Source organism: Mycoplasmopsis caviae, assembly GCF_024498215.1.
In the GTDB taxonomy this organism is placed as follows: Bacteria; Bacillota_I; Bacilli_A; order Mycoplasmatales; family Metamycoplasmataceae; genus Mycoplasmopsis; species Mycoplasmopsis caviae.
Window position 1 is genome coordinate 1,048,948 of record NZ_CP101806.1, and the last position, 20,217, is coordinate 1,069,164.

Genomic DNA, 20,217 nt, shown 5'->3' on the forward strand with positions numbered 1-20,217 from the left:
TTTATTTTTCTCCCTTAATGTTTTTTATAAAGTTATAGTATTTTAACAAGTTTGGCGAGTCGTTTGAACTAGGTGTAAAAAATTTTTTATCCGCAATGTTTTTTGGCATATAGTCCTGTTTTACTCAATGATTCGGAAAATCATGTGGATATTTATAGCCAAGTCCATCACCCAATTTCTGGGCTGATTTATAATGTGCATCCTTTAAATGTTTTGGAATTTCGTAAATATTACCTTGATCAATAAATGGCTCAACTTTACTTATCGCCTTATAAACAGAATTGCTTTTTGGTGCAATAGCAACTGAAATTATTATGTAGTATAGAGGTAAATAAGCCTCAGGAAAACCAAGTCTTTCAACAGCACTGAATGCTGCCTCAACACGCATTGGTAAATTTGGATCTGCTAGTCCAACATCCTCGTATGTTGCTGCTGTCAACCTTCTAAATAAACCTAAATAGTCACCGGTTTTTAAAATTAATGCTCCATAATATAATGCAGCATCAACATCGCTGCCCCTTAATGATTTGTGAAATGCTGATAGGTTATTATAATGAGCACTTGATTCTCTATCACTATAAAAATTTATATTTGGTATCAAGGTCTTTAAGTCTTCTTCATTTACTTCTTTATCTTTATTCAATAATGTAAGTATTTGTAAATTATTTATACAAGAGCGGTAGTCACCTGCTGAATTTTTGATTAGTATTTTGAGAATATTATCTTTAATTTTAAATTTAGGATAATATGTGTTTATTATTTTTTTAAGACCAATCATTATATCTTCTTCACTTAATTTAGTAAATTGCAATATTTGCATTCTACTTCTTAATGCTGGATTAATTCGAAAGTATGGGTTTTCAGTTGTGGTTGCATAAACAATTATTTTGTCAAATTCCAGGTATGAAAGCAAAATATCTTGTTTATCTTTATTAAGTCTGTGAATTTCATCAATAATTATTATGTCATTTGATTCTATTATTTTAATTAGATCATTTTTATTGTTAATTGTTGCATTAAAATAGCCATTTCTTAGTTTCAAATCATTAGCCAATGCAAAAGCAGCAGAACTTTTTCCTGTTCCACTTTCGCCAAAAAATATAAAACTTGTTGTTGCATTATTTTTTACAATTTCCTTTAGTAAAGTAACAACATTTTTTTGACCCACGATGTCATCAAGTTTCTTTGGTCTAATTTCATTAGCTAAATTTTTCATATTCTTATTTTATTCTAAAACCAAGAATTATTTTTTAAAAATCTATAAAAAAATAAAAAAATTAATTTTGTTATTTTTTTATAAGTTTTTATATTTAAGGAGTTCTTTTAAATTTGAAATGTTTTATTGAAATTAGCAAAATAAATTAAAAAAAAGTACCTTAATTTGATGTGAACCCCAAAACTTGTACAAAAAATTATAAAATATTTGATTATTTTTATCAAGCGGAATCCGCTTGATTTTATTTATTTCGCATTTTTGATCAAAAATGCGAAAAAGAATCATTAATATTATTTTCTTGGGTTGGCTTCTAGCCAACCAATTATTTTTTATTTAGTTTTTAAAATTAATTTTATTAATTATTTTTGTGGAAATGCGTTTTTCCAATTTATATAAAATTAATTTCTCAATTTGTTACATTGTTTGTGTTGCGAATTTATTTAAAAGATATGATTTAATCATAATTAATTTTCTTGACAATCTAGTTCATTTCTTTATATTGATCCATATTACATCTCTTCCAATATTCAGCGGGTGACATTTTTAATCTCAGAATTATTCTTTCATTATTGTAATAATCTATGTACTCATTAATTTTTTGTTCTAACTCATCAATCGATTTATATTCTTTTCCATAATATATTTCATTCTTTAATTGTGCAAAGAATGTTTCCATAATTGAATTGTCAAGACAATTGCCTTTTCGAGACATACTTTGGATAATACCTCTATCTTTTAGTTTTTTCTGATATTGTGGCATTTGATATGGTCATCCTTGATCTGAATGAAATATCAATCCTTCAAGGTTATCGAATTTTGCTAACGCCTCGTCCAACATATCTTCAACCATTTTGAAATTTGGACTTTTTGATAATTTTCTAACAATAATATAACCTGTATGCATATCGCGAATTGGTGAGAGATATGTTTTTTGTCTTTCACTTTAAATTCGGTAACATCTGTTGTTCATTTTTGATTTGGCTTTGAAGTTTTAAAATTTTGACCTAATTTGCCTGTTTTATAGCCTTTTTCTTCTTTCTCTTCTAATAAATGATTAGGTATTTTCTTATTAAGTTCACCCTTAAATGATTTGTATTTTTCTCTTGGTTGAATTCCTTTTAATCCAAGTTCATTCATAATTCTTTTAACCTTTTTATGGTTAATTTTTAACCTTTTTGTAGTTCAATAGTGATTCTTCTATACCCATATCTTCCTTTGTGTTTTTCGTAGATAGATATTATTTCTTGTTTAATTTCACTATCAACTTCTGTTTTATTTACTCTTTTCAGATAGTAATAATATGTTGAACTAGAAGTTCAAAAATAAGAAATCAACTCACTTAATTTATAAATATGCCTTAGGCTGATTTACGATTTCAAATCTGTATTTATTGATTTCTTTTTGCTTTCACCTTTTCAACTAAGGCTATCGATTTTTTAAAATATCATTTTCCATTCAAAGAATTCTAATTTGTTCTTCATAGATTTTGCATCTTTGTTCTGAATCAATATTCTTGTATTTTTCATTATTAGTTAATAATTCTCTTCTAAGTATTTTTTAATTCTTGACTTTTTCATAAGTCCATTATATCCTAATTCTTGGTATTTCATTACCCAAGATCTAATTGCACAATAACTAATTTTTTCTTGTATTGATATATCTTGTATTGTTTCACCATTAAGAACTCTCAAAACTATGAGATGCTTAAATTCAGGTGATTTATGAGTGGAATTTTTCTTGGTTCGAAACTTGTTTTACCAAACGCATTGTATTTTTCGATAACATTAGTAACTGTACTTTCTGATAACCCAAACTTCAATGATATTTGACTTTTTATCATTCCTTTTTATAAAAATTAACAATTTTTTCTTAATACTTTTATCTAATTTCATATAAAAACCCCTAAAGTTCTTTTGTACAACTTTAGGGGTTCACTTCAATTGGTACTTTAATTATTTATTCTACATCTTCTTCTTTAAAAGCAGATGAGTCAGCACTACTCATTGTGTCTAACATTTCTTCAAAGGCTTTGATTGTTATACGAAGTTGATCATAATCTTTTTCATTAATGAAACCATTAATTTTATCAATTTCAGCTTTTGCCTGGTCAATTTGTTCTTGGGTTAGATTATCTTTGTTTTCTTCAAGTACTGTTTCAAATTTTGCTACCATTGTTTCTGCACGAACAAGAATCTCAATATCAGCAGCACGTTTAGCATCAGCTTCACGGTTTTCTTCTGCTTCCTTAATCATTCTTTCGATTTCTTCTTCTGAGAGTTTAGCTGAGTTTTTAATTGTGATACTTTGTTCTTTTTGTGTGTCAATATCTTTTGCTGAAACTGTTGTAATACCGTTAGCATCGATCTTGAAACTTACTTCAATTTTTGGAACCCCTCTTGGTGCTGGACGAATACCTGTCAAGTTAAATTGACCTAACAATTTGTTTTCAGCAGCAACTGGTCTTTCACCTTGAACAATTTTAATTGTAACATCTGTTTGATTGTTTTCAAATGTTGTAAATGTTTCACTTTTTGTAATAGGAATACGTGTGTTTCTTGGAATAAGAGGTGTTGAAATACCGCCAGCTGTTTCAATACCAAGTGTAAGTGGTGTAACATCAACTAAAAGAATGTCGTTAATGTCACCAGCAAGAACGGCACCTTGGATTGCAGCACCCATGGCAACAACTTCATCAGGGTTAACTGACTTGTTAGGTTTTCTATTTAAGATTTTTTCAACTAATGCTTGAACAGCTGGAATACGTGTTGAACCACCAACTAGTAGAATTTCATCTAAATCAGCAACTGTAAGTTTTGCTTCAGAAAGAGCATCTTGCATTGGTCTACGGCAACGTTCAACAAGTTTAGCTGTCATTTTTTCGAACTCACTACGTTTAAGTTCTGCTTCAATGTTAATTGGTTCGTGGTTGTCTAATAAAAGCAAGAATGGTAAAGAAATGTGAGCAACTAATGATGAAGACAAGTCAATTTTTGCTTTTTCAGCAGCAGCTTTTAGACGAGCCATTGCCATTTTGTTTTTACGAATATCAATTTTGTGATCATTTTTTATTTTTGCAACTAATCATTCAACAACTTCATGATCTCAGTCATCTCCACCAAGTTTGTTGTCACCTGAGGTTGCAAGAACTTCAAATGTACCATCAGCTAATTCAAGAATTGAAACGTCAAATGTACCACCACCAAGGTCAAATACAAGAACTTTCATTTCCTTATTTGTCTTATCTAAACCAAAAGCTAGAGCAGCTGCAGTAGGTTCATTGATAATACGAAGAACATCAAGACCAGCAATTTTACCAGCTATTTTTGTTGCTTCACGTTCTGCATTGTCAAAATAAGCAGGAACTGTAATAACAGCTTTTTCAATTTTGTGTCCAACTTTTTCTTCAGCATATTTTTTCAAGTGACTTAAAATCATTGCTGAAATTTCTTCTGGTTTGTATTCCTTACCATTTGCTTTTAATGTTTGTTTTGTACCCATATATCTTTTTACAGATGCAATTGTGTCAGGGTTTGTTTCGATTTGGTTTTTAGCGTTTTCACCAACAATAATTTCACCATCTTTGAAACTAACAACAGATGGAGTTGTTCTTTTACCATTGAAGTTTTCTAAAACGATTGGTGTACCGCCATCAACGATAGATACAGCTGAGTTTGTTGTACCTAAGTCAATACCAATAATAGTTTCTTTTGCCATAATTTTCCTTTCGAATAAATTTTTATTATGAATATATATTACCACATTTTTAGCACTCACAATATAAAAGTGCTAAAAATTTATAAAATGTTTGTTTTTGAAAGTTTCACGACACCATGCAAAAGAATATAGAAAGCTTAGACAACTAGTAATATAAGGAAAATGCATGTGTATATTAATAAAATTAAAAATCAATTTAATATTGAACAGGTACAAAAATAATTAGAATTAATAAAATCTTTTATACTTAATAAAAAATTCTAAAAAACACATTTAAAATTGAATGAAGAATTATCAAAACCGCTGTTTTACAGTTGTTTTGGGAAATTTATTTTTTACTCTAAAACTGGTCAAATAATCTATTTAAAATCCACAAAAACGGTTTTTGGTATAATTTTATTAATCAATTTTTATTTAAAGGAAGCAAAATGTACAAATTTTTAACTAAACCTTGATTAGCTTTGGGGCCTAGTGGAAGACCGCCATTATATGGTTGGTTTCACCTGACACTTATTGGAATTAATGTTCTGATTATCGGATTAATAATTTTATGAACAATTTGACAACACAAAAAGTTTGGTGGTAAATTCTCCAAAAAACAAATTTTAATCGTAACTCTTATAGCTATTATTGTGTTATGAGGAATTGAATTAATCAAACAATTTTGCTCATTTCAATATGGAAAAATCCACAATCTGAAATATAAATATAACTTTCACTGGTTTATTCATTTCTTATGTTCAGTACCACTATTTACAATCCCAATTTATCTATGTATCTACAAAGAAAACATATTTAAAAGAATATTTCAATCATTCAATGGTATTTGAACAACATCCAGCGGTTTCTTTGTTATTATATACCCTGGCGATGTGTTTTCTGACCCAAGTTGATTTATAAATATCCATACATCAATTTATCACACAATTTTATTTGTTTATGGTTCGTTTTTACTTATTAGTGGTGTTGTTAGATATCACTATAAAGAGTTCTTATTAAGTCTAATAATCTTCTTCTCAATGTGAGCAGTTGCTATAATATTAAATGAATTAACATACCAAATTTTGGCAAAAAAAGGATTAATTGGTGCTGTAGCCATTGGTTATGAAGTTCCAAACTTTATTACAATTTCACACCGTGTTCCTAGCCCACTTGTTAGCCAATATGATGTCTTTAAACTTGGTCCAATTAAATGATCTCTTATTTTTACATTAATATTCTATCCATTAGGAATGCCACTATTAGCTGGCGTTAGTTACACACTTTTAGGTGGAACTAGAAGTCTTATTTTTTGAATAATAAGCAAGTTTAATACTAAACAAGTGAAAAAAAATGTTGCAAATTAATAATTCTTAGATTAGTTTAATAACTAATCTTTTTTAAAAAAATGCTAATTCTATAAGAACATTTGTGGTTTTTAAACAGATTAACCTCTATTTATATGCTTAATTCTAAAACAAAAATGCGTATATTAAATTCATTTGACCTTCGGAGTTAAAAATTAAGAAAATGAACAATGCACCTATAAAATAGGCATATTTGTAAAATTTTGGTAGTGATTTTAATAACACTTTTTTATTTTTTGAGTTAAAATGATCATTATTTATGTGCTACTAATGAATCATTAAATGTAATCACATCATTTTTATATCAGAAATAACTTAAAAGTGTTATTAAAATGAAAAAAATATTTTTAAAAAAAAGTTCAAAAATGATTAAAAACTGGCATTTTTTTGAACTTTTTACTAAAATTTAACATTTTTTTAAAACTTCAACTCCGAAACTCACTAAAACAGGTCTTGACTTTGACACTTTAGCCATTAAAACATATTAAAAATAAGGCTCATATACATAGTATATGAATTTTTTATTTTTTCTTGTAATTCTAGTAAAACATAGTATAATATAATTATGTTTGTTAAAGTTATTAGAGTTAGAAATAAAGAATATGTTAATATTGTGAAAAGTTATTGAGATAAGGAAAGCAAATCTTGTAAACATAAGGTTGTCCAAAATTTGGGATTATTATCCAAATTAGAAGAAAACGATCCTAATTTTTTAGAAAACCTGAGAAATGAATTTAAAAAGTATTCAAAAGATAAGGAAGAAAAAGAAGTACTTTTAGGCAGAATGCTTGGGACATTTAAAGATGTTTTATCTGACGATAACGTTGACGGTGAATATGATATTAGAGATGAAAACAAGATACACAATAAATATCAGAATGAATTAGAAGTTTTAAATTATGGCAATTTAATACTAAACAATGTTTACCGAAAGTTAGATCTAGATAAATATTTTGAGAAATCAAAGAGTATGAAAAGAATCAAATATGATTTGAACAATATTGTCCAAAATTTAGTCGCAATGAGATTTTTAAAACCTTGTTCAAAAAGTAAAACATTTAATATTTTTAATGAGTATACAATAAAGAATGATGACACCCTTAAATCAATTTACAGAAGCCTTGAAATTTTGTGTGATGAAAGGCTAGATATCATTGAACATATCAACAAAAAATTAGCTGAACTATTTGATAGAAACCTAAAAGAAACATTTTACGATGTTACAACTGTTTACTTTGAAAGTATTGAAAAAAATGACTTGTTAGATTACGGATTTTCTAAGGATGCAAAAATTAATAATGTACAGGTTGTTCTTGGGATGATGATTGACGCTTATGGAATTCCAATTGCATACAAATTGTTTGCCGGAAATACATGTGATTTTAAGACTTTTATCCCTTTTATAAAGGAAGTTAAGGAAAAATTAGGTATTGAAAATATTACTGTTATTGCAGACAGAGGGTTAAACTCTGGTCCTAATCTTTTAGAACTTAAAAAGATGGTTTTGAGTTCATAATGTCTCACAAAATTAAAGGAAATAAGAACCTTGTTCCGGCATTATAGATCTTGCAACATATGAGCAAGCAGTGAAGGTTTTTATGTAAAAAGCACCATTAACTAAAAAAATTAAGGATGAATTAGGACTTGATAATTCATTGGATGGAAATTTAATTTTAAGTTTTTCAGAAAAAGAAGAAAAAAGATCAAAGTGATAGAGAAAGACTGATTAAAAAAGCCAAAAGTTGTGTTGAAAAAATGGCTCAAAAGCGATGAGTGAATTAAAAAAGGTGGCAAAAAATATGTCAACTATTCTGTTGGAGAAATTTCATTAAATGAAGAAAAAATTATAGATGACGCAAGATGAGATGGATTTTACGGAATATATACAAGCAACAAAAATTTAAGCATTGAAACAGTAATAAGAACATATTCAAATTTATGAAAGATTGAAGAATCATTTAGGATTTTAAAAACAACTTTTGAAACTAGACCGGTTTATTTGTCAAAAGAAAAAACAATTGAAGGTCATTTTATGATTTGTTATTTGGCATTGGTTATTGAAAGATTCATAGAATTTTCATTAAGTTCATTAGCTAATAACAGTTTAACAACTGACAGAATTGTTGATGCGTTGAGAAAGGTAAAAATAGTACTTATTGAGAGTTTAGACAAGAAAGAAAAATACTTTTTAAGAGTTAGAGAACCAGAAGATTACACAAATTTAAGAGAATCATTGGGTTATCAAATAATTCCTAAATGGGGAAAAGTTGATGAATTAGGCCCTGTTTTACTAGAATCTAAATAATAGACTTTCCATAAAAGCCTATTTTATAGGCTTTTTAAAAAATGAATTTTTAAAGTGTCAAAGTCGAGAAAATGTTGCAAATTAATAATTCTTAGATTAGTTTAATAACTAATCTTTTTAAAAAAATGCTAATTCTATAAGAACATTTGTGGTTTTTAAACAGATTAACCTCTATTTATATGCTTAATTCTAAAACAAAAATGCGTATATTAAATTCATTTGACCTTCGGAGTTAAAAATTAAGAAAATGAACAATGCACCTATAAAATAGGCATATTTGTAAAATTTTGGTAGTGATTTTAATAACACTTTTTTATTTTTTGAGTTAAAATGATCATTATTTATGTGCTACTAATGAATCATTAAATGTAATCACATCATTTTTATATCAGAAATAACTTAAAAGTGTTATTAAAATGAAAAAATATTTTTAAAAAAAGTTCAAAAATGATTAAAAACTGGCATTTTTTGAACTTTTTACTAAAATTTAACATTTTTTAAAACTTCAACTCCGAAACTCACTAAAACAGGTTAAGCACTATTTTCATGCTTAATTTCAAAACAAAATAAGTTCTTTCGATTCTTATTTTGGAATTCACAATTAAATTATTAAACATTTTTATTTTCAATCAAACTGAAATTTATTTGCAGCAATTGCATTGAGATTGTTTTTCTGGATTTTATGCAAGCTTTAAATCATATTGAGCATTTTATTTCATTAAAATTTAATATAATTAAAACTATGAAAAATAATGACAAAAGAGTGATCAGCAGACCATTAATGGATGATACAGTTGAACTAACTAAAAGTGAAAAAAGAATTAGAGATTTTATTAACAATTTTGAAGGAAGTTATTTTAATTTTTCTCAAAATGAATTAGCTAATGCTACTAATTCAAGCGATGCTGGTGTATCTCGTTTTATAAGAAAATTTGGTTTCAAAGACTATCGAACCTTTATAGCATCAATTAATAATAAATTAACCGAATTTGAAAAAACATATCCAACAATTTGAAATGAAAATGACTCAGATAATGGATATAAATTTATTGCTGCAAGTCATAGATATGCAATTGATAATGTCTATGATGATGATTTAATTAAAGATATCAATGAAGCAGCAAAGATAATAAATAATGCTAGAAATATTTACATTCATGGTTGCGGTTCAAGTCAAAGAATATCTACAAATTTGGTTTCTAACTTACTTAAAATTGGTAAAACAGTTATTGCACATAGCGATTTTCATGTTTTCTTTCCTGCACTTGCGCATATAAATGAACAAGACGCTGTAATTGTTTATTCTAATAATCTTCAATCAATGGAAGCACACTTTGTTCTTGAACAAGCAGTAAAACAAAAGGCAAAAATAATTGTGGTTACTTCAAACCAAGAAGAAAATAAATATATAACTCTCAAGATAAGATACCACAAGATTCAAAGTTCAACAATGCTTGTACCATCTAGTTCAAAAATTGCACAAATGTTAATAACAGATTTGTTGTTTGAGGCTATTTTACAGGAAGATAATGAAAACACAAATAAGTTAAAAAAGGCTAGAATATTAATAAAAAACTGGTCAACTAAGGACAAGGCACACAGTGAATAAAGGAGAAAAAATGGCTAAAAATATTAATGTTTTAAGAAGAGAATCACAAATAAGAACTCTTCTTGCACAAATAATTACTAATGATTTAACAAATACAAATATCATTAACCCGACCTTAGTAGATTGCGAGTTATCTGCTGACTTATCACATGTAAAAGTTTATATGTCGTTTAGTGAAAATGAAAAAAGAGGGCTAGAAGCATTACAAAATGCTTCAGGTTACATTAGGTCATCTTTGTCTAAAAGTCTGAATTGAAGAAAAGTTCCTGAATTACACTTTTACATTGATGAAGTAAGCAAAAAAGGACTATCAATAGATAAAATTTTATATAACATTAGAGATAAAGAAAATTTTGAAACTAATAATAAGGTTTCTTTTGAACAAAAAGAAACAAACTATGGAAATGATGTGAACCCCAAAACTTGTACAAAAAAATTATAAAATATTTGATTATTTTTATCAAGCGGAATCCGCTTGATTTTATTTATTTCGCATTTTTGATCAAAAATGCGAAAAAGAATCATTAATATTATTTTCTTGGGTTGGCTTCTAGCCAACCAATTATTTTTTATTTAGTTTTTAAAATTAATTTTATTAATTATTTTTGTGGAAATGCGTTTTTCCAATTTATATAAAATTAATTTCTCAATTTGTTACATTGTTTGTGTTGCGAATTTATTTAAAAGATATGATTTAATCATAATTAATTTTCTTGACAATCTAGTTCATTTCTTTATATTGATCCATATTACATCTCTTCCAATATTCAGCGGGTGACATTTTTAATCTCAGAATTATTCTTTCATTATTGTAATAATCTATGTACTCATTAATTTTTTGTTCTAACTCATCAATCGATTTATATTCTTTTCCATAATATATTTCATTCTTTAATTGTGCAAAGAATGTTTCCATAATTGAATTGTCAAGACAATTGCCTTTTCGAGACATACTTTGGATAATACCTCTATCTTTTAGTTTTTTCTGATATTGTGGCATTTGATATGGTCATCCTTGATCTGAATGAAATATCAATCCTTCAAGGTTATCGAATTTTGCTAACGCCTCGTCCAACATATCTTCAACCATTTTGAAATTTGGACTTTTTGATAATTTTCTAACAATAATATAACCTGTATGCATATCGCGAATTGGTGAGAGATATGTTTTTTGTCTTTCACTTTAAATTCGGTAACATCTGTTGTTCATTTTTGATTTGGCTTTGAAGTTTTAAAATTTTGACCTAATTTGCCTGTTTTATAGCCTTTTTCTTCTTTCTCTTCTAATAAATGATTAGGTATTTTCTTATTAAGTTCACCCTTAAATGATTTGTATTTTTCTCTTGGTTGAATTCCTTTTAATCCAAGTTCATTCATAATTCTTTTAACCTTTTTATGGTTAATTTTTAACCTTTTTGTAGTTCAATAGTGATTCTTCTATACCCATATCTTCCTTTGTGTTTTTCGTAGATAGATATTATTTCTTGTTTAATTTCACTATCAACTTCTGTTTTATTTACTCTTTTCAGATAGTAATAATATGTTGAACTAGAAGTTCAAAAATAAGAAATCAACTCACTTAATTTATAAATATGCCTTAGCTGATTTACGATTTCAAATCTGTATTTATTGATTTCTTTTTGCTTTCACCTTTTCAGCTAAGGCTATCGATTTTTTAAAATATCATTTTCCATTCAAAGAATTCTAATTTGTTCTTCATAGATTTTGCATCTTTGTTCTGAATCAATATTCTTGTATTTTTCATTATTAGTTAATAATTCTCTTCTAAGTATTTTTTAATTCTTGACTTTTTCATAAGTCCATTATATCCTAATTCTTGGTATTTCATTACCCAAGATCTAATTGCACAATAACTAATTTTTTCTTGTATTGATATATCTTGTATTGTTTCACCATTAAGAACTCTCAAAACTATGAGATGCTTAAATTCAGGTGATTTATGAGTGGAATTTTTCTTGGTTCGAAACTTGTTTTACCAAACGCATTGTATTTTTCGATAACATTAGTAACTGTACTTTCTGATAACCCAAACTTCAATGATATTTGACTTTTTATCATTCCTTTTTATAAAAATTAACAATTTTTTCTTAATACTTTTATCTAATTTCATATAAAAACCCCTAAAGTTCTTTTGTACAACTTTAGGGGTTCACTTCAGAAACACAAAATTTTATAAACTTGATAAGTTTGAACCAAAAATTAGTTTACATACAATAAGCAATAGTGAACAATTGTTAGATATAAGTTATCTAAGTAGTGAACAAAATACAAATTCCTCAAAACTTTGATATGTTATAACAAAGTGTGATAATTCATATGGGCTTTTTGGCTTAAAAGACTATAAAATAAACGTTTTGGACAAAAATTGTTTTAAAAAGTTTAATTTAAGAAATAGGTCTTTTATTAACATTAATAATAATCTTATTCATTCTGCTTATGTTGAAGATGATGAATTGAGGCTACTTGAAATTTCAATAAACACTAATGAAAAAATGGTAAATACATTAAGAGAATTAAGCAAAATTAATAATGAAAACTCGTCAACTTCAGTGAATAGGTATAATAGTGAAATTGGAACAGTTTTCTATAACAAGAAAACAAGAATTCTTCTAATTGAAAACAAAAAATATATTGCAAAAAGAAAATGTTTTGTTTTTGATTGTATTAGTGAAACGCTTTATCGAGCTAATAAAGGTGATGAATTACATTATCATAAGATGTTAATAATTGAAAAAAGATAATTAATGTAGGCACGTTGCTGCCTATATTTTTGACAAAAAATACTGGCTTAGCCAGTATTATTGCATTTTAGACTCAATACTTAGTAATTTCTTAATTGCTTTATTAACACTATCATATGCTCCTGAACGCGTTGTAGCAGTAATTTGAGCAACCTCAGCATATGAAAGATCTTCAACAAAATACAATTGAAAGGCTTGCTTTTGTGTTTGTGTTAAAAATGAATTAAATTTTTCAAATAAGTCAATTAGACGTTCTCTATTTTCTATATCCTTAATATCTTTATTCATTTGTCATTAAGTCCTTAGTCATTTCATAAATAAAGTTATCTAGGTCAAATTCTTGCAAATCGTCTAAACCCTCACCAAGACCAATATATTTAACATTTAAGTCGAATTCATCCTTAATAGATAAAACAATTCCACCCTTACTAGTTCCATCCATTTTAGTTAAAATTATTCCGGTTGGTGAAGCAACTTCCTTAAAACTTCTTGCTTGACTAACACCATTTTGTCCTGTGGTTGCATCGAGAACAAGAATGCACTCATGTGGTGCATTTTCTTGAAATCTTGCAATTATGCCGTACATTTTTTCAAGTTCTTTCATTAAGTTAACTTTATTTTGTAATCTACCAGCAGTATCAATTAATAACAGGTCATAATTTTCGGCTTTTGCTTTCTCAAGTGCTTCATAAACTACAGATGAAGGATCAGCACCTTCTTTTACTGGTTTAACTATTGGTGCACCAACACGTTCAGCTCAAACACTTAGTTGGTCTACTGCACCTGCTCTAAATGTATCAGCAGCTGCTATTAAAACCTTTTTGCCTTCTTTAATAAATTTGTAAGCTATCTTAGCAATAGATGTGGTTTTGCCACTTCCATTAACACCTACAAAAATGAATATATTTAATCTACTGTCTTGATAATTTAGTGTTGTATCAACAACACTTTTATTTGTATAAACAACAAACATTTGGTCGGCTACAAGTTCACCTATGTCTTTTGTGTCGCTTAACCCTCTAGCTCTAACTTCATTTTTAATATGAGTAATAATTGCATAAACTAGTTTAGCGTTAATATCACTCATAATAAGAATTTCTTCTAATTCTTCAAAGAAATCTTCGTTGATTTCCTTATGTTTGTTTTGAAGGTTAAAAATTTGCTTACCTAATGAAGAAGATTTTGAAAGGCCTGTTGCATATTTATCAAGTTTTTTAGATGAAATTAAGTCTAATTCTGCTTTTTCATCTAACTCTTTTTGCTTAAGTGCAACTTTTTCTGCTTTGTCTTCTTCTTTTTTCTTTTTTCTACCAAAAAGCTTTTCTTTTAAATATCCAAAAAATCCCATAGTGTTTAAATTTTATATTATTTCACCTTTCCTAGTAATAAGCAAACAATTTAAATGATTATATTTAATTGCTTAACTTGTTTTGTCTAAAAACATTTTGCCTATGAAACTGAATATATTTTTGCCTTTTATTGTTTAGAAGTGAAGTTTCTAATTTAAAAAGATTTAAATATTCTCTAACATCATCATCTAATTCAACAGAAGTAATAATTGTTCCATCATTATTAAAAGTAATATAGCCTAAATCAAATAATGAATCCATATTTTTAGATAATAATAAGCCGTTATCTTTATCAAATGCTTCAATTTCATTACAACTTGCAAATGGCTTAATATGAGATGCAATCAAAACTGGATAAGCTCTGTGTTCTAATGAGCACTTAGGTTTATTTGAATTATACTTTTCCATATATTCATTCATAAGAGCAATTTTATACAAACGTTGAAGATAAGCATCTCTGCCTTTGTATTTTTCCTTCTTATCAAATAAATATGGATTAAGCGACATTTCATTTTTATCATTGTTTATGTAAATACCACTTAATCTTTCACACATATTAAATAAATAATTTCGCTGGTTATATTTTCTCTCTACTGCTTTGTTGCTTGAAATTTCGATTAACTTTTGCCTCAATTCTGTTTTTGTTAAATAACCTTTTGGAAAATTGTTAATGTCTGTAAAAATAATTGCAAGCAATTCATCCTTAGATATTACCTTACACTCTTCAAGTGTCTTTACCAAAAAGTTCATATGATTTAGATTTGATTCAACTGAAAAACTTCTATTAAATGAAGCATTTTCATAGACAATTCTAGAAAATAACATTTTCTTCTGCTCAACATTTGTTTCTTCAAGAAATGCCTTCGTTAGTGGATGATAACTTTTAAATTTGTTATTATAAAACCTAATTTCAAGAATTGATTAATTGATTTTCTTGTAGATGCAGCATCTTTTTTGGGATAAACTTTCTGAATCCTATCTTGTAATTCTTGGTATTGTTTAGTTGTTAAACCTTTATCTGGATCAACATATTCATCAATAAAATTGATTATTATTCAAAGAACATAATTATAAGGTCTACCATTTATGTCCGAGTATTCCAATGTTAGTTGTCAATAATCTTCATATTGTTGATTTTTAACTGATGACTTTCTCATTTTATTCAACACCTTTCATTTTTGCTACAATTAAAATCTCATAATTACTGTTTTTATTTTTCTTACCGGTAACCTTATATGTATGTTTTTTAGTATGAATCTTAATTTCAGATGAAAAAGTGTTTAATAATTCAACCATAGATTCACATGATGGAAAACTTTTGTTATTTAAACTAATTGCTATATACTTAGTTTTCTTTGCAACTTCATAAATAATAGAACCAAAGTTTTCTAAAAATGTTTTTTTATTTGTAAGATCTAAACACTTGTTTAAATCCTTTTGAAATAACAAATCATAAGGGCCGTAGAAATCACTGTAATTATTCATTGTTGATGGATAAGGAGGGTCCATATAAACTATGTCAACTTTTGCAATTTCTTTTACACATTCAAGAGCATCTTTGTTTAATGCAATGCACTCTTTATTTGCATTAAAAACTGCACTATTATATTCATTAAGATTCAAATTTATATGGTCAATAAATTTTATATTGTGATAATGCCTGTATCTTTTATATTTTTTATAACTATATTCTTCATCTCTAAACTTCTGAATCTCTTCTCATTTTACATTCATTCTTGAATAAGGTATTTTTCGTATCATTGCCCTTCTTAATAGGGCTAAAAAAATGAATTTTTCATATTCATTTTTTATTTTTTTACTAATTAAAACTAAATTAGCAAGTTCATCAACTTCATAACTATAATAAACCTTATTTGACAAAAATTGGAATTCTTTTTTCTTATCCTCAATTTCTTTCACTGAAATATTTATTTCATAAGTACTTTTATTAAGTTGAACAAAATTGTTTTCAATTATCGACTTAGCAAGAACAAAATTGGAAAATAAAACATCATTAGAAATAACAGAATAGTTTGCTTTTTTAAAAGCATATGATACGGAACAGCCACCAGAAAATAAGTCAAGTACTGTCCCGCCCTTGATTGGCATTTTATCAACAATTCAGTCTGCAATTTTGTGCTTATTGCCTATGTAATTTACTGTTGGGAACTTGTTCATGTTCTAACGCCTCCTTGCATTTAAGAGCAACATAGTAAGCAAGATTACATGGTACAGCGTTACCTATTTGTTGCTGAATAGCAATAGAAGAACCAACAAACTTATATGAATCTGGAAAGGTTTGTAATCTTGCTAGTTCACGAGGAGTTAGAGCTCTATTTTGTGAGTAATGAAATATCTTTCGCATATCTCCTGTTACACAAACTGATGGTTCATTACTTGAGTAGCGAATATATTTTCGTACATCACCTGATTTTGGCCTAATTTCTGCAGGTATGTCGTTTCTGTTTCCACCATCTTTGACATACTTCATTTTTTCCAACATTTGTTTTGTGTGCCTCATAGCATTATGTAAATCAATTTTGCTACTTTGACCGCTTTCCAAATATGGTAAATTATCAATTGCATCTTTAATTGAAATTTTGTTTTTCAACTCTTTTGAATATGAAAAATTGATATTGTTTTTTGTTCCAACAATAAAAACTCTTCTTCTTTCTTGAGGAACTTCATAGTTTACAGCATTTAGAATTTTATATTCAACTTTATATCCTAATTTCTCGAAGATTTCTATAATCTCACTTATTGTTTTGCCTTTGTTATGTCTAACAAGTGCTGCAACATTTTCGATAACAAAAATCTTTGGCATAATATTTTTAACAAATCTAAAAAACTCTTTAAATAGTTCATTGCGTGGGTCATCAATAAATCTTCTTCCTATGTTACCTGCTATTGAAAAACCTTGACACGGTGGACCACCAATTATTACATCAACGTCATTTTCTTTGCTTAAAAGTTTAACTTCTTCATCATTAAGGTTTTTAATATAACCTACATAGATATTTGTTTTTGGAAAATTAGATTTATATGTTTTAGCATAAACTGGATTAAATTCAACACCAAAAATTGTTTCAAAACCTGCTTTATGAAAACCATATGAAAGACCACCGGCACCACAAAAAAGATCAATTACTTTATGCTTACTCATTAGTTCCTTTCTAAAATTCCTGAAAAAATACTTTTAGATTATATTTTGTATTTCTATTATATCATTTCAAACTTTTAATACTTAAACTTTTATTATGTCTTTGTTCTAACAATGCATGTAATAAAAATTTAAATTCAAAAAAGTTTTAGGGTCAAAATTTATGTTGTGTTTTACTAGAATTTAAAATTTAATAATTTACCAATAAGCCTGTTTTACAGTGCTTTAAGGAAACTGCTACAAGCAAAGTGTCAAAATTTGCAAATTTAAAAATGAAGCTTATTTTGCTTCATTTTCCAGTTCATTAATTCTTTGGATAACAATGTTATAAACTTCTTTTCATTTATCACTAAATGTTGCATGTCCACACTCGGTTAATAAGTAAGTTTTAACATCTTTATCTCTCTCGATCATCTTAATTTGTTCAACCATTAAATACTTATCATCTCTTGAATAAATAATTGCATATTCATCATCATTCATAAATAATGGCTTAACAACATTAAGTAAATATTCTCTATTTAAAATTTGATTATTTAATAAATTATCAAACTTTTTAATATCTCTCTGGTAATTATTTACAACCATCGGTGCTAATCTATCAACATACATTATATGCTGATTACTTGGTTTGTAAAACAATGATAAAAATGCTTCTTTTGCATCTTCTACATTAGAAGGCACTAATCATTTTTTTAGTTGAGCATATCTATTTTCATCATCAACTAAAGCATAATTTAAAGGGGCAGTCATTATTAAATCTATGACATTTTTATTTTCTTTTTTAGCATATAAACAAGGTACTGAACCCATTGAGTGTGAAAGTAAAATAACCTTGTGATTAGACAAAAATTTCTTAATAAATTCGCTAACTATCTTGCCATAAAATTCTAGTGAAATTTCATTATTGTTACTTGATTTGCCACAACCTGGTAAATCGAGAGCAAAAATATTAAAATTATGCCTTTGCTTTTGTTCATATAAAGTTTCAACGTGTTCAATCATTTTTTTAATAATTGCTGATGAAGAATTAAAACCGTGAACAAATAAAATACTTATTGGTTTCTTCTTTTTAGCAACTTCTAAGGCTTCATAATAAATATTTTCACCTAAAAGTTCAATATAATCTCTTTTGTGCATTAAAATCCTTAATTATTAACCTATTAATAGGCTGATAATTTCTTCTTTTGTGACAGTTCCAAAGTACTCATCTAGATTTTCGATATTACCTAAAACTTTAAGTAAGTTTTCTTCATTCAATTTAACATTATCAAACATGTGTTCAATTTCATGGACATTCTTTTTGCTTAAAAAATCTCCTTCAAATACTAAATTCTTGATAATTCCTTGTTCAATATCGCCTTTAACTACTAAGATACCACCAGGGAACTTAGCGCCATTTTGATATTTGAAGTTTGCTGCTTTATTGTAAATTCAATCTTCATTAGAGAATTTAGAACTTAATATATCTAGCTGTTCTTGATACTTTGCGTAGTCAACTTCTAAATATTCACCACTAAAGTTTTTAACAAAATAGTTAATTAACCTTGTGATGAAATCCTCGGCAGATATCTTATTAACTAACTCATCATAGATATTTGTTACACGAGATCGAATTGATTGAATACCTTTTGACTCATACTTAACTTTTGCAGGATTAAGTGCTTTTGATAATTTACTTAAGTCAACATTAAAAAGTAATGTTCCATGGCTAACTATTCTATTTTGGCTTATATATTGTGCATTACCACTAATTTTGCAACCATTAACCACAACATCATTACGTCCTTTAAATTCAGCATTTAAACCTAAACTTCTTAAAAAAGCAATAATTGGAGTTAAGAATCTTTCATATCCACCTTTTTTATCATAGTCAGTTATAAAACTAAAATTTATGTTGCCTAAGTCATGGTATACAGCACCACCACCTGACATTCTTCTAGCTAGCTTAATGTTATTTTCTTTAACATATGTTCTGTTAATTTCTTCATAAGTATTTTGGTTATTACCAACAATAATAGCATTATCATGTTGATAAATTACAAGGATATCACCTTTTAAATCTTTATCATGCATAATAATGTTTTCAAGTGCTAAAGTAATATATGGAGATGTTTCTTTAATTCTAAATATTTTCATTTTTGCCCCTTTAATATATGTATAAAGTAGTTTTATTTTATACCAAAATCAGCATCTTTTGGCAAATAATGAATAGTTACCATATTAAATAAAATTAGTGTATAAAACAAAGTGTTAATAATATAACACTTTGGAAATTTGCGGCCGTTAAGCATTTTTATTAAAACAATGACTAAAGAGCCTAACTTTTTGTAATACCATAAACTGCATGGATTAAACTATTAATTTTTTTAACTTTTATTATTAAATGTGAACAAATTAATATGTTGGATAATATTAATATCAAATTTAGAATTATTCAAGGAATAATAAATACTTCTCAGTTCACATCAGAAATTCATAAAATCTTAATTATGTTAGATGTTATGAACAAAAACAATGATAATAAGTGAATAATTTCAACTGCTAAAACAAAACTTTTAATTGAATAATAATTTTGGCTTCAGCATCTCTTAAAAAATAAAGCAAAAATAATTATTATTGATAAGACAAAAAACAATGAATTATATAATTCAGTTGGCATTAAAATGATCCTGATACTCACAACAAGTCTAGTAAAATTATAAATTAAGCAATACAACATTAGAAGAAACATAAATACATAAAGAATTAATTCT

At 27.1% G+C, this 20,217-nt stretch carries 27 protein-coding genes; 9 read left to right on the top strand and 18 right to left on the bottom strand.

Features of this window, described 5'->3' with window-relative positions; genetic code table 4:
- Position 1: 1 nt before the first annotated feature.
- The 5 genes from NPA07_RS05075 to NPA07_RS05095 form a co-directional block, all read right to left on the bottom strand.
- Entirely contained in the window at positions 2-1,216 is a 1,215-nt protein-coding gene (locus NPA07_RS05075) for a replication-associated recombination protein A (protein WP_126118271.1), read from the bottom strand.
- A 481-nt stretch (positions 1,217-1,697) separates the two neighbouring features.
- Complete coding sequence (locus tag NPA07_RS05080) at positions 1,698-2,120, bottom strand: IS3 family transposase (protein ID WP_334303157.1); 423 nt, start codon at positions 2,118-2,120, stop codon at positions 1,698-1,700.
- The gene (locus NPA07_RS05085; protein ID WP_256553182.1) at positions 2,036-2,353 is read right to left on the bottom strand and encodes a hypothetical protein; all 318 of its coding nucleotides are present in this window, start codon (positions 2,351-2,353) and stop codon (positions 2,036-2,038) included. The genes NPA07_RS05080 and NPA07_RS05085 overlap by 85 nt, the downstream gene beginning before the upstream one ends.
- Positions 2,354-2,382: 29 nt before the next feature.
- Complete coding sequence (locus NPA07_RS05090; protein ID WP_256553183.1) at positions 2,383-2,550, bottom strand: IS3 family transposase; 168 nt, start codon at positions 2,548-2,550, stop codon at positions 2,383-2,385.
- 198 nt (positions 2,551-2,748) lie between these two features.
- Entirely contained in the window at positions 2,749-2,907 is a 159-nt protein-coding gene (locus NPA07_RS05095) for a helix-turn-helix domain-containing protein (protein WP_256553106.1), read from the bottom strand.
- A gap of 30 nt (positions 2,908-2,937) precedes the next feature.
- Between NPA07_RS05095 and NPA07_RS05100 the strand changes: the two genes are divergently transcribed.
- A complete protein-coding gene (locus NPA07_RS05100; protein ID WP_256553107.1) occupies positions 2,938-3,075 on the top strand; it encodes a hypothetical protein in 138 nt (45 codons plus the stop codon).
- A gap of 97 nt (positions 3,076-3,172) precedes the next feature.
- Here NPA07_RS05100 and dnaK read toward each other — a convergent pair whose 3' ends face one another.
- Positions 3,173-4,930 carry a molecular chaperone DnaK gene (gene dnaK, locus NPA07_RS05105; protein WP_126118270.1) on the bottom strand — a complete coding sequence of 586 codons (1,758 nt, stop codon included), beginning with the start codon at positions 4,928-4,930 and terminating at the stop codon, positions 3,173-3,175.
- A 428-nt stretch (positions 4,931-5,358) separates the two neighbouring features.
- Here dnaK and NPA07_RS05110 point away from each other — a divergent pair, with 428 nt between their 5' ends.
- The 5 genes from NPA07_RS05110 (at position 5,359) to rbfA (ending at position 10,632) form a co-directional block, all read left to right on the top strand.
- Complete coding sequence (locus tag NPA07_RS05110) at positions 5,359-6,276, top strand: TMEM164 family acyltransferase (protein ID WP_256553184.1); 918 nt, start codon at positions 5,359-5,361, stop codon at positions 6,274-6,276.
- Positions 6,277-6,841: 565 nt separating this feature from the next.
- Positions 6,842-7,792, top strand: a complete 951-nt coding sequence (locus NPA07_RS05115) for an IS1634 family transposase (protein WP_256553185.1) — start codon at positions 6,842-6,844, stop codon at positions 7,790-7,792.
- 231 nt (positions 7,793-8,023) lie between these two features.
- Positions 8,024-8,581: an IS1634 family transposase gene (locus tag NPA07_RS05120; RefSeq protein ID WP_256553186.1), complete on the top strand. Its 558-nt coding sequence runs from the start codon at positions 8,024-8,026 to the stop codon at positions 8,579-8,581.
- Positions 8,582-9,323: 742 nt separating this feature from the next.
- Positions 9,324-10,190, top strand: a complete 867-nt coding sequence (locus tag NPA07_RS05125) for a MurR/RpiR family transcriptional regulator (RefSeq protein WP_126118268.1) — start codon at positions 9,324-9,326, stop codon at positions 10,188-10,190.
- Between the two features lie 10 nt (positions 10,191-10,200).
- Positions 10,201-10,632, top strand: coding sequence for a 30S ribosome-binding factor RbfA (gene rbfA, locus NPA07_RS05130; RefSeq protein ID WP_126118267.1), 432 nt, complete (start codon positions 10,201-10,203; stop codon positions 10,630-10,632).
- Positions 10,633-10,911: 279 nt separating this feature from the next.
- Here the strand turns inward: rbfA and NPA07_RS05135 are convergent, their stop codons facing one another.
- The 4 genes from NPA07_RS05135 to NPA07_RS05150 all read right to left on the bottom strand — a co-directional run bounded on the left by NPA07_RS05135 (position 10,912) and on the right by NPA07_RS05150 (position 12,120).
- Positions 10,912-11,334: an IS3 family transposase gene (locus NPA07_RS05135; protein ID WP_334303157.1), complete on the bottom strand. Its 423-nt coding sequence runs from the start codon at positions 11,332-11,334 to the stop codon at positions 10,912-10,914.
- A complete protein-coding gene (locus tag NPA07_RS05140) occupies positions 11,250-11,567 on the bottom strand; it encodes a hypothetical protein (RefSeq protein ID WP_256553182.1) in 318 nt (105 codons plus the stop codon). Before NPA07_RS05140 ends, NPA07_RS05135 begins: the two co-directional genes overlap by 85 nt.
- 29 nt (positions 11,568-11,596) lie before the next feature.
- On the bottom strand, positions 11,597-11,764 hold the full coding sequence (locus NPA07_RS05145; protein WP_256553183.1) for an IS3 family transposase: 168 nt from the start codon (positions 11,762-11,764) through the stop codon (positions 11,597-11,599).
- Positions 11,765-11,961: 197 nt separating this feature from the next.
- Complete coding sequence (locus NPA07_RS05150; protein ID WP_256553106.1) at positions 11,962-12,120, bottom strand: helix-turn-helix domain-containing protein; 159 nt, start codon at positions 12,118-12,120, stop codon at positions 11,962-11,964.
- A gap of 30 nt (positions 12,121-12,150) precedes the next feature.
- Between NPA07_RS05150 and NPA07_RS05155 the strand changes: the two genes are divergently transcribed.
- Together NPA07_RS05155 and NPA07_RS05160 are read left to right on the top strand one after the other, a co-directional pair.
- Positions 12,151-12,288 (top strand): hypothetical protein, encoded by a 138-nt coding sequence (locus NPA07_RS05155; protein ID WP_256553107.1) that lies wholly within the window; start codon positions 12,151-12,153, stop codon positions 12,286-12,288.
- A 154-nt stretch (positions 12,289-12,442) separates the two neighbouring features.
- Positions 12,443-12,952 (top strand): hypothetical protein, encoded by a 510-nt coding sequence (locus tag NPA07_RS05160; protein ID WP_126118266.1) that lies wholly within the window; start codon positions 12,443-12,445, stop codon positions 12,950-12,952.
- 57 nt (positions 12,953-13,009) lie between these two features.
- Here the strand turns inward: NPA07_RS05160 and NPA07_RS05165 are convergent, their stop codons facing one another.
- The 8 genes from NPA07_RS05165 to NPA07_RS05200 all read right to left on the bottom strand — a co-directional run bounded on the left by NPA07_RS05165 (position 13,010) and on the right by NPA07_RS05200 (position 19,600).
- Positions 13,010-13,240, bottom strand: coding sequence for a sigma factor-like helix-turn-helix DNA-binding protein (locus NPA07_RS05165; protein ID WP_126118265.1), 231 nt, complete (start codon positions 13,238-13,240; stop codon positions 13,010-13,012).
- Complete coding sequence (ftsY, locus tag NPA07_RS05170) at positions 13,233-14,300, bottom strand: signal recognition particle-docking protein FtsY (RefSeq protein ID WP_126118264.1); 1,068 nt, start codon at positions 14,298-14,300, stop codon at positions 13,233-13,235. Before ftsY ends, NPA07_RS05165 begins: the two co-directional genes overlap by 8 nt.
- A gap of 64 nt (positions 14,301-14,364) precedes the next feature.
- Entirely contained in the window at positions 14,365-15,126 is a 762-nt protein-coding gene (locus tag NPA07_RS05175) for an HNH endonuclease (protein WP_126118263.1), read from the bottom strand.
- A 41-nt stretch (positions 15,127-15,167) separates the two neighbouring features.
- On the bottom strand, positions 15,168-15,458 hold the full coding sequence (locus tag NPA07_RS05180) for a hypothetical protein (RefSeq protein WP_126118262.1): 291 nt from the start codon (positions 15,456-15,458) through the stop codon (positions 15,168-15,170).
- Between the two features lies 1 nt (position 15,459).
- Positions 15,460-16,479: a DNA adenine methylase gene (locus tag NPA07_RS05185; protein WP_126118261.1), complete on the bottom strand. Its 1,020-nt coding sequence runs from the start codon at positions 16,477-16,479 to the stop codon at positions 15,460-15,462.
- Positions 16,442-17,464, bottom strand: a complete 1,023-nt coding sequence (locus NPA07_RS05190) for a DNA cytosine methyltransferase (protein WP_126118260.1) — start codon at positions 17,462-17,464, stop codon at positions 16,442-16,444. The genes NPA07_RS05185 and NPA07_RS05190 overlap by 38 nt, the downstream gene beginning before the upstream one ends.
- Before the next feature lie 276 nt (positions 17,465-17,740).
- Positions 17,741-18,601, bottom strand: coding sequence for an alpha/beta fold hydrolase (locus NPA07_RS05195; protein WP_126118259.1), 861 nt, complete (start codon positions 18,599-18,601; stop codon positions 17,741-17,743).
- Positions 18,602-18,616: 15 nt separating this feature from the next.
- A complete protein-coding gene (locus NPA07_RS05200) occupies positions 18,617-19,600 on the bottom strand; it encodes a lipoate--protein ligase (protein ID WP_126118258.1) in 984 nt (327 codons plus the stop codon).
- A gap of 263 nt (positions 19,601-19,863) precedes the next feature.
- On the opposite strand from NPA07_RS05200, the gene NPA07_RS05205 reads away from it, so the two are divergent.
- On the top strand, positions 19,864-20,031 hold the full coding sequence (locus NPA07_RS05205; RefSeq protein ID WP_164535717.1) for a hypothetical protein: 168 nt from the start codon (positions 19,864-19,866) through the stop codon (positions 20,029-20,031).
- Positions 20,032-20,217 lie beyond the last annotated feature (186 nt).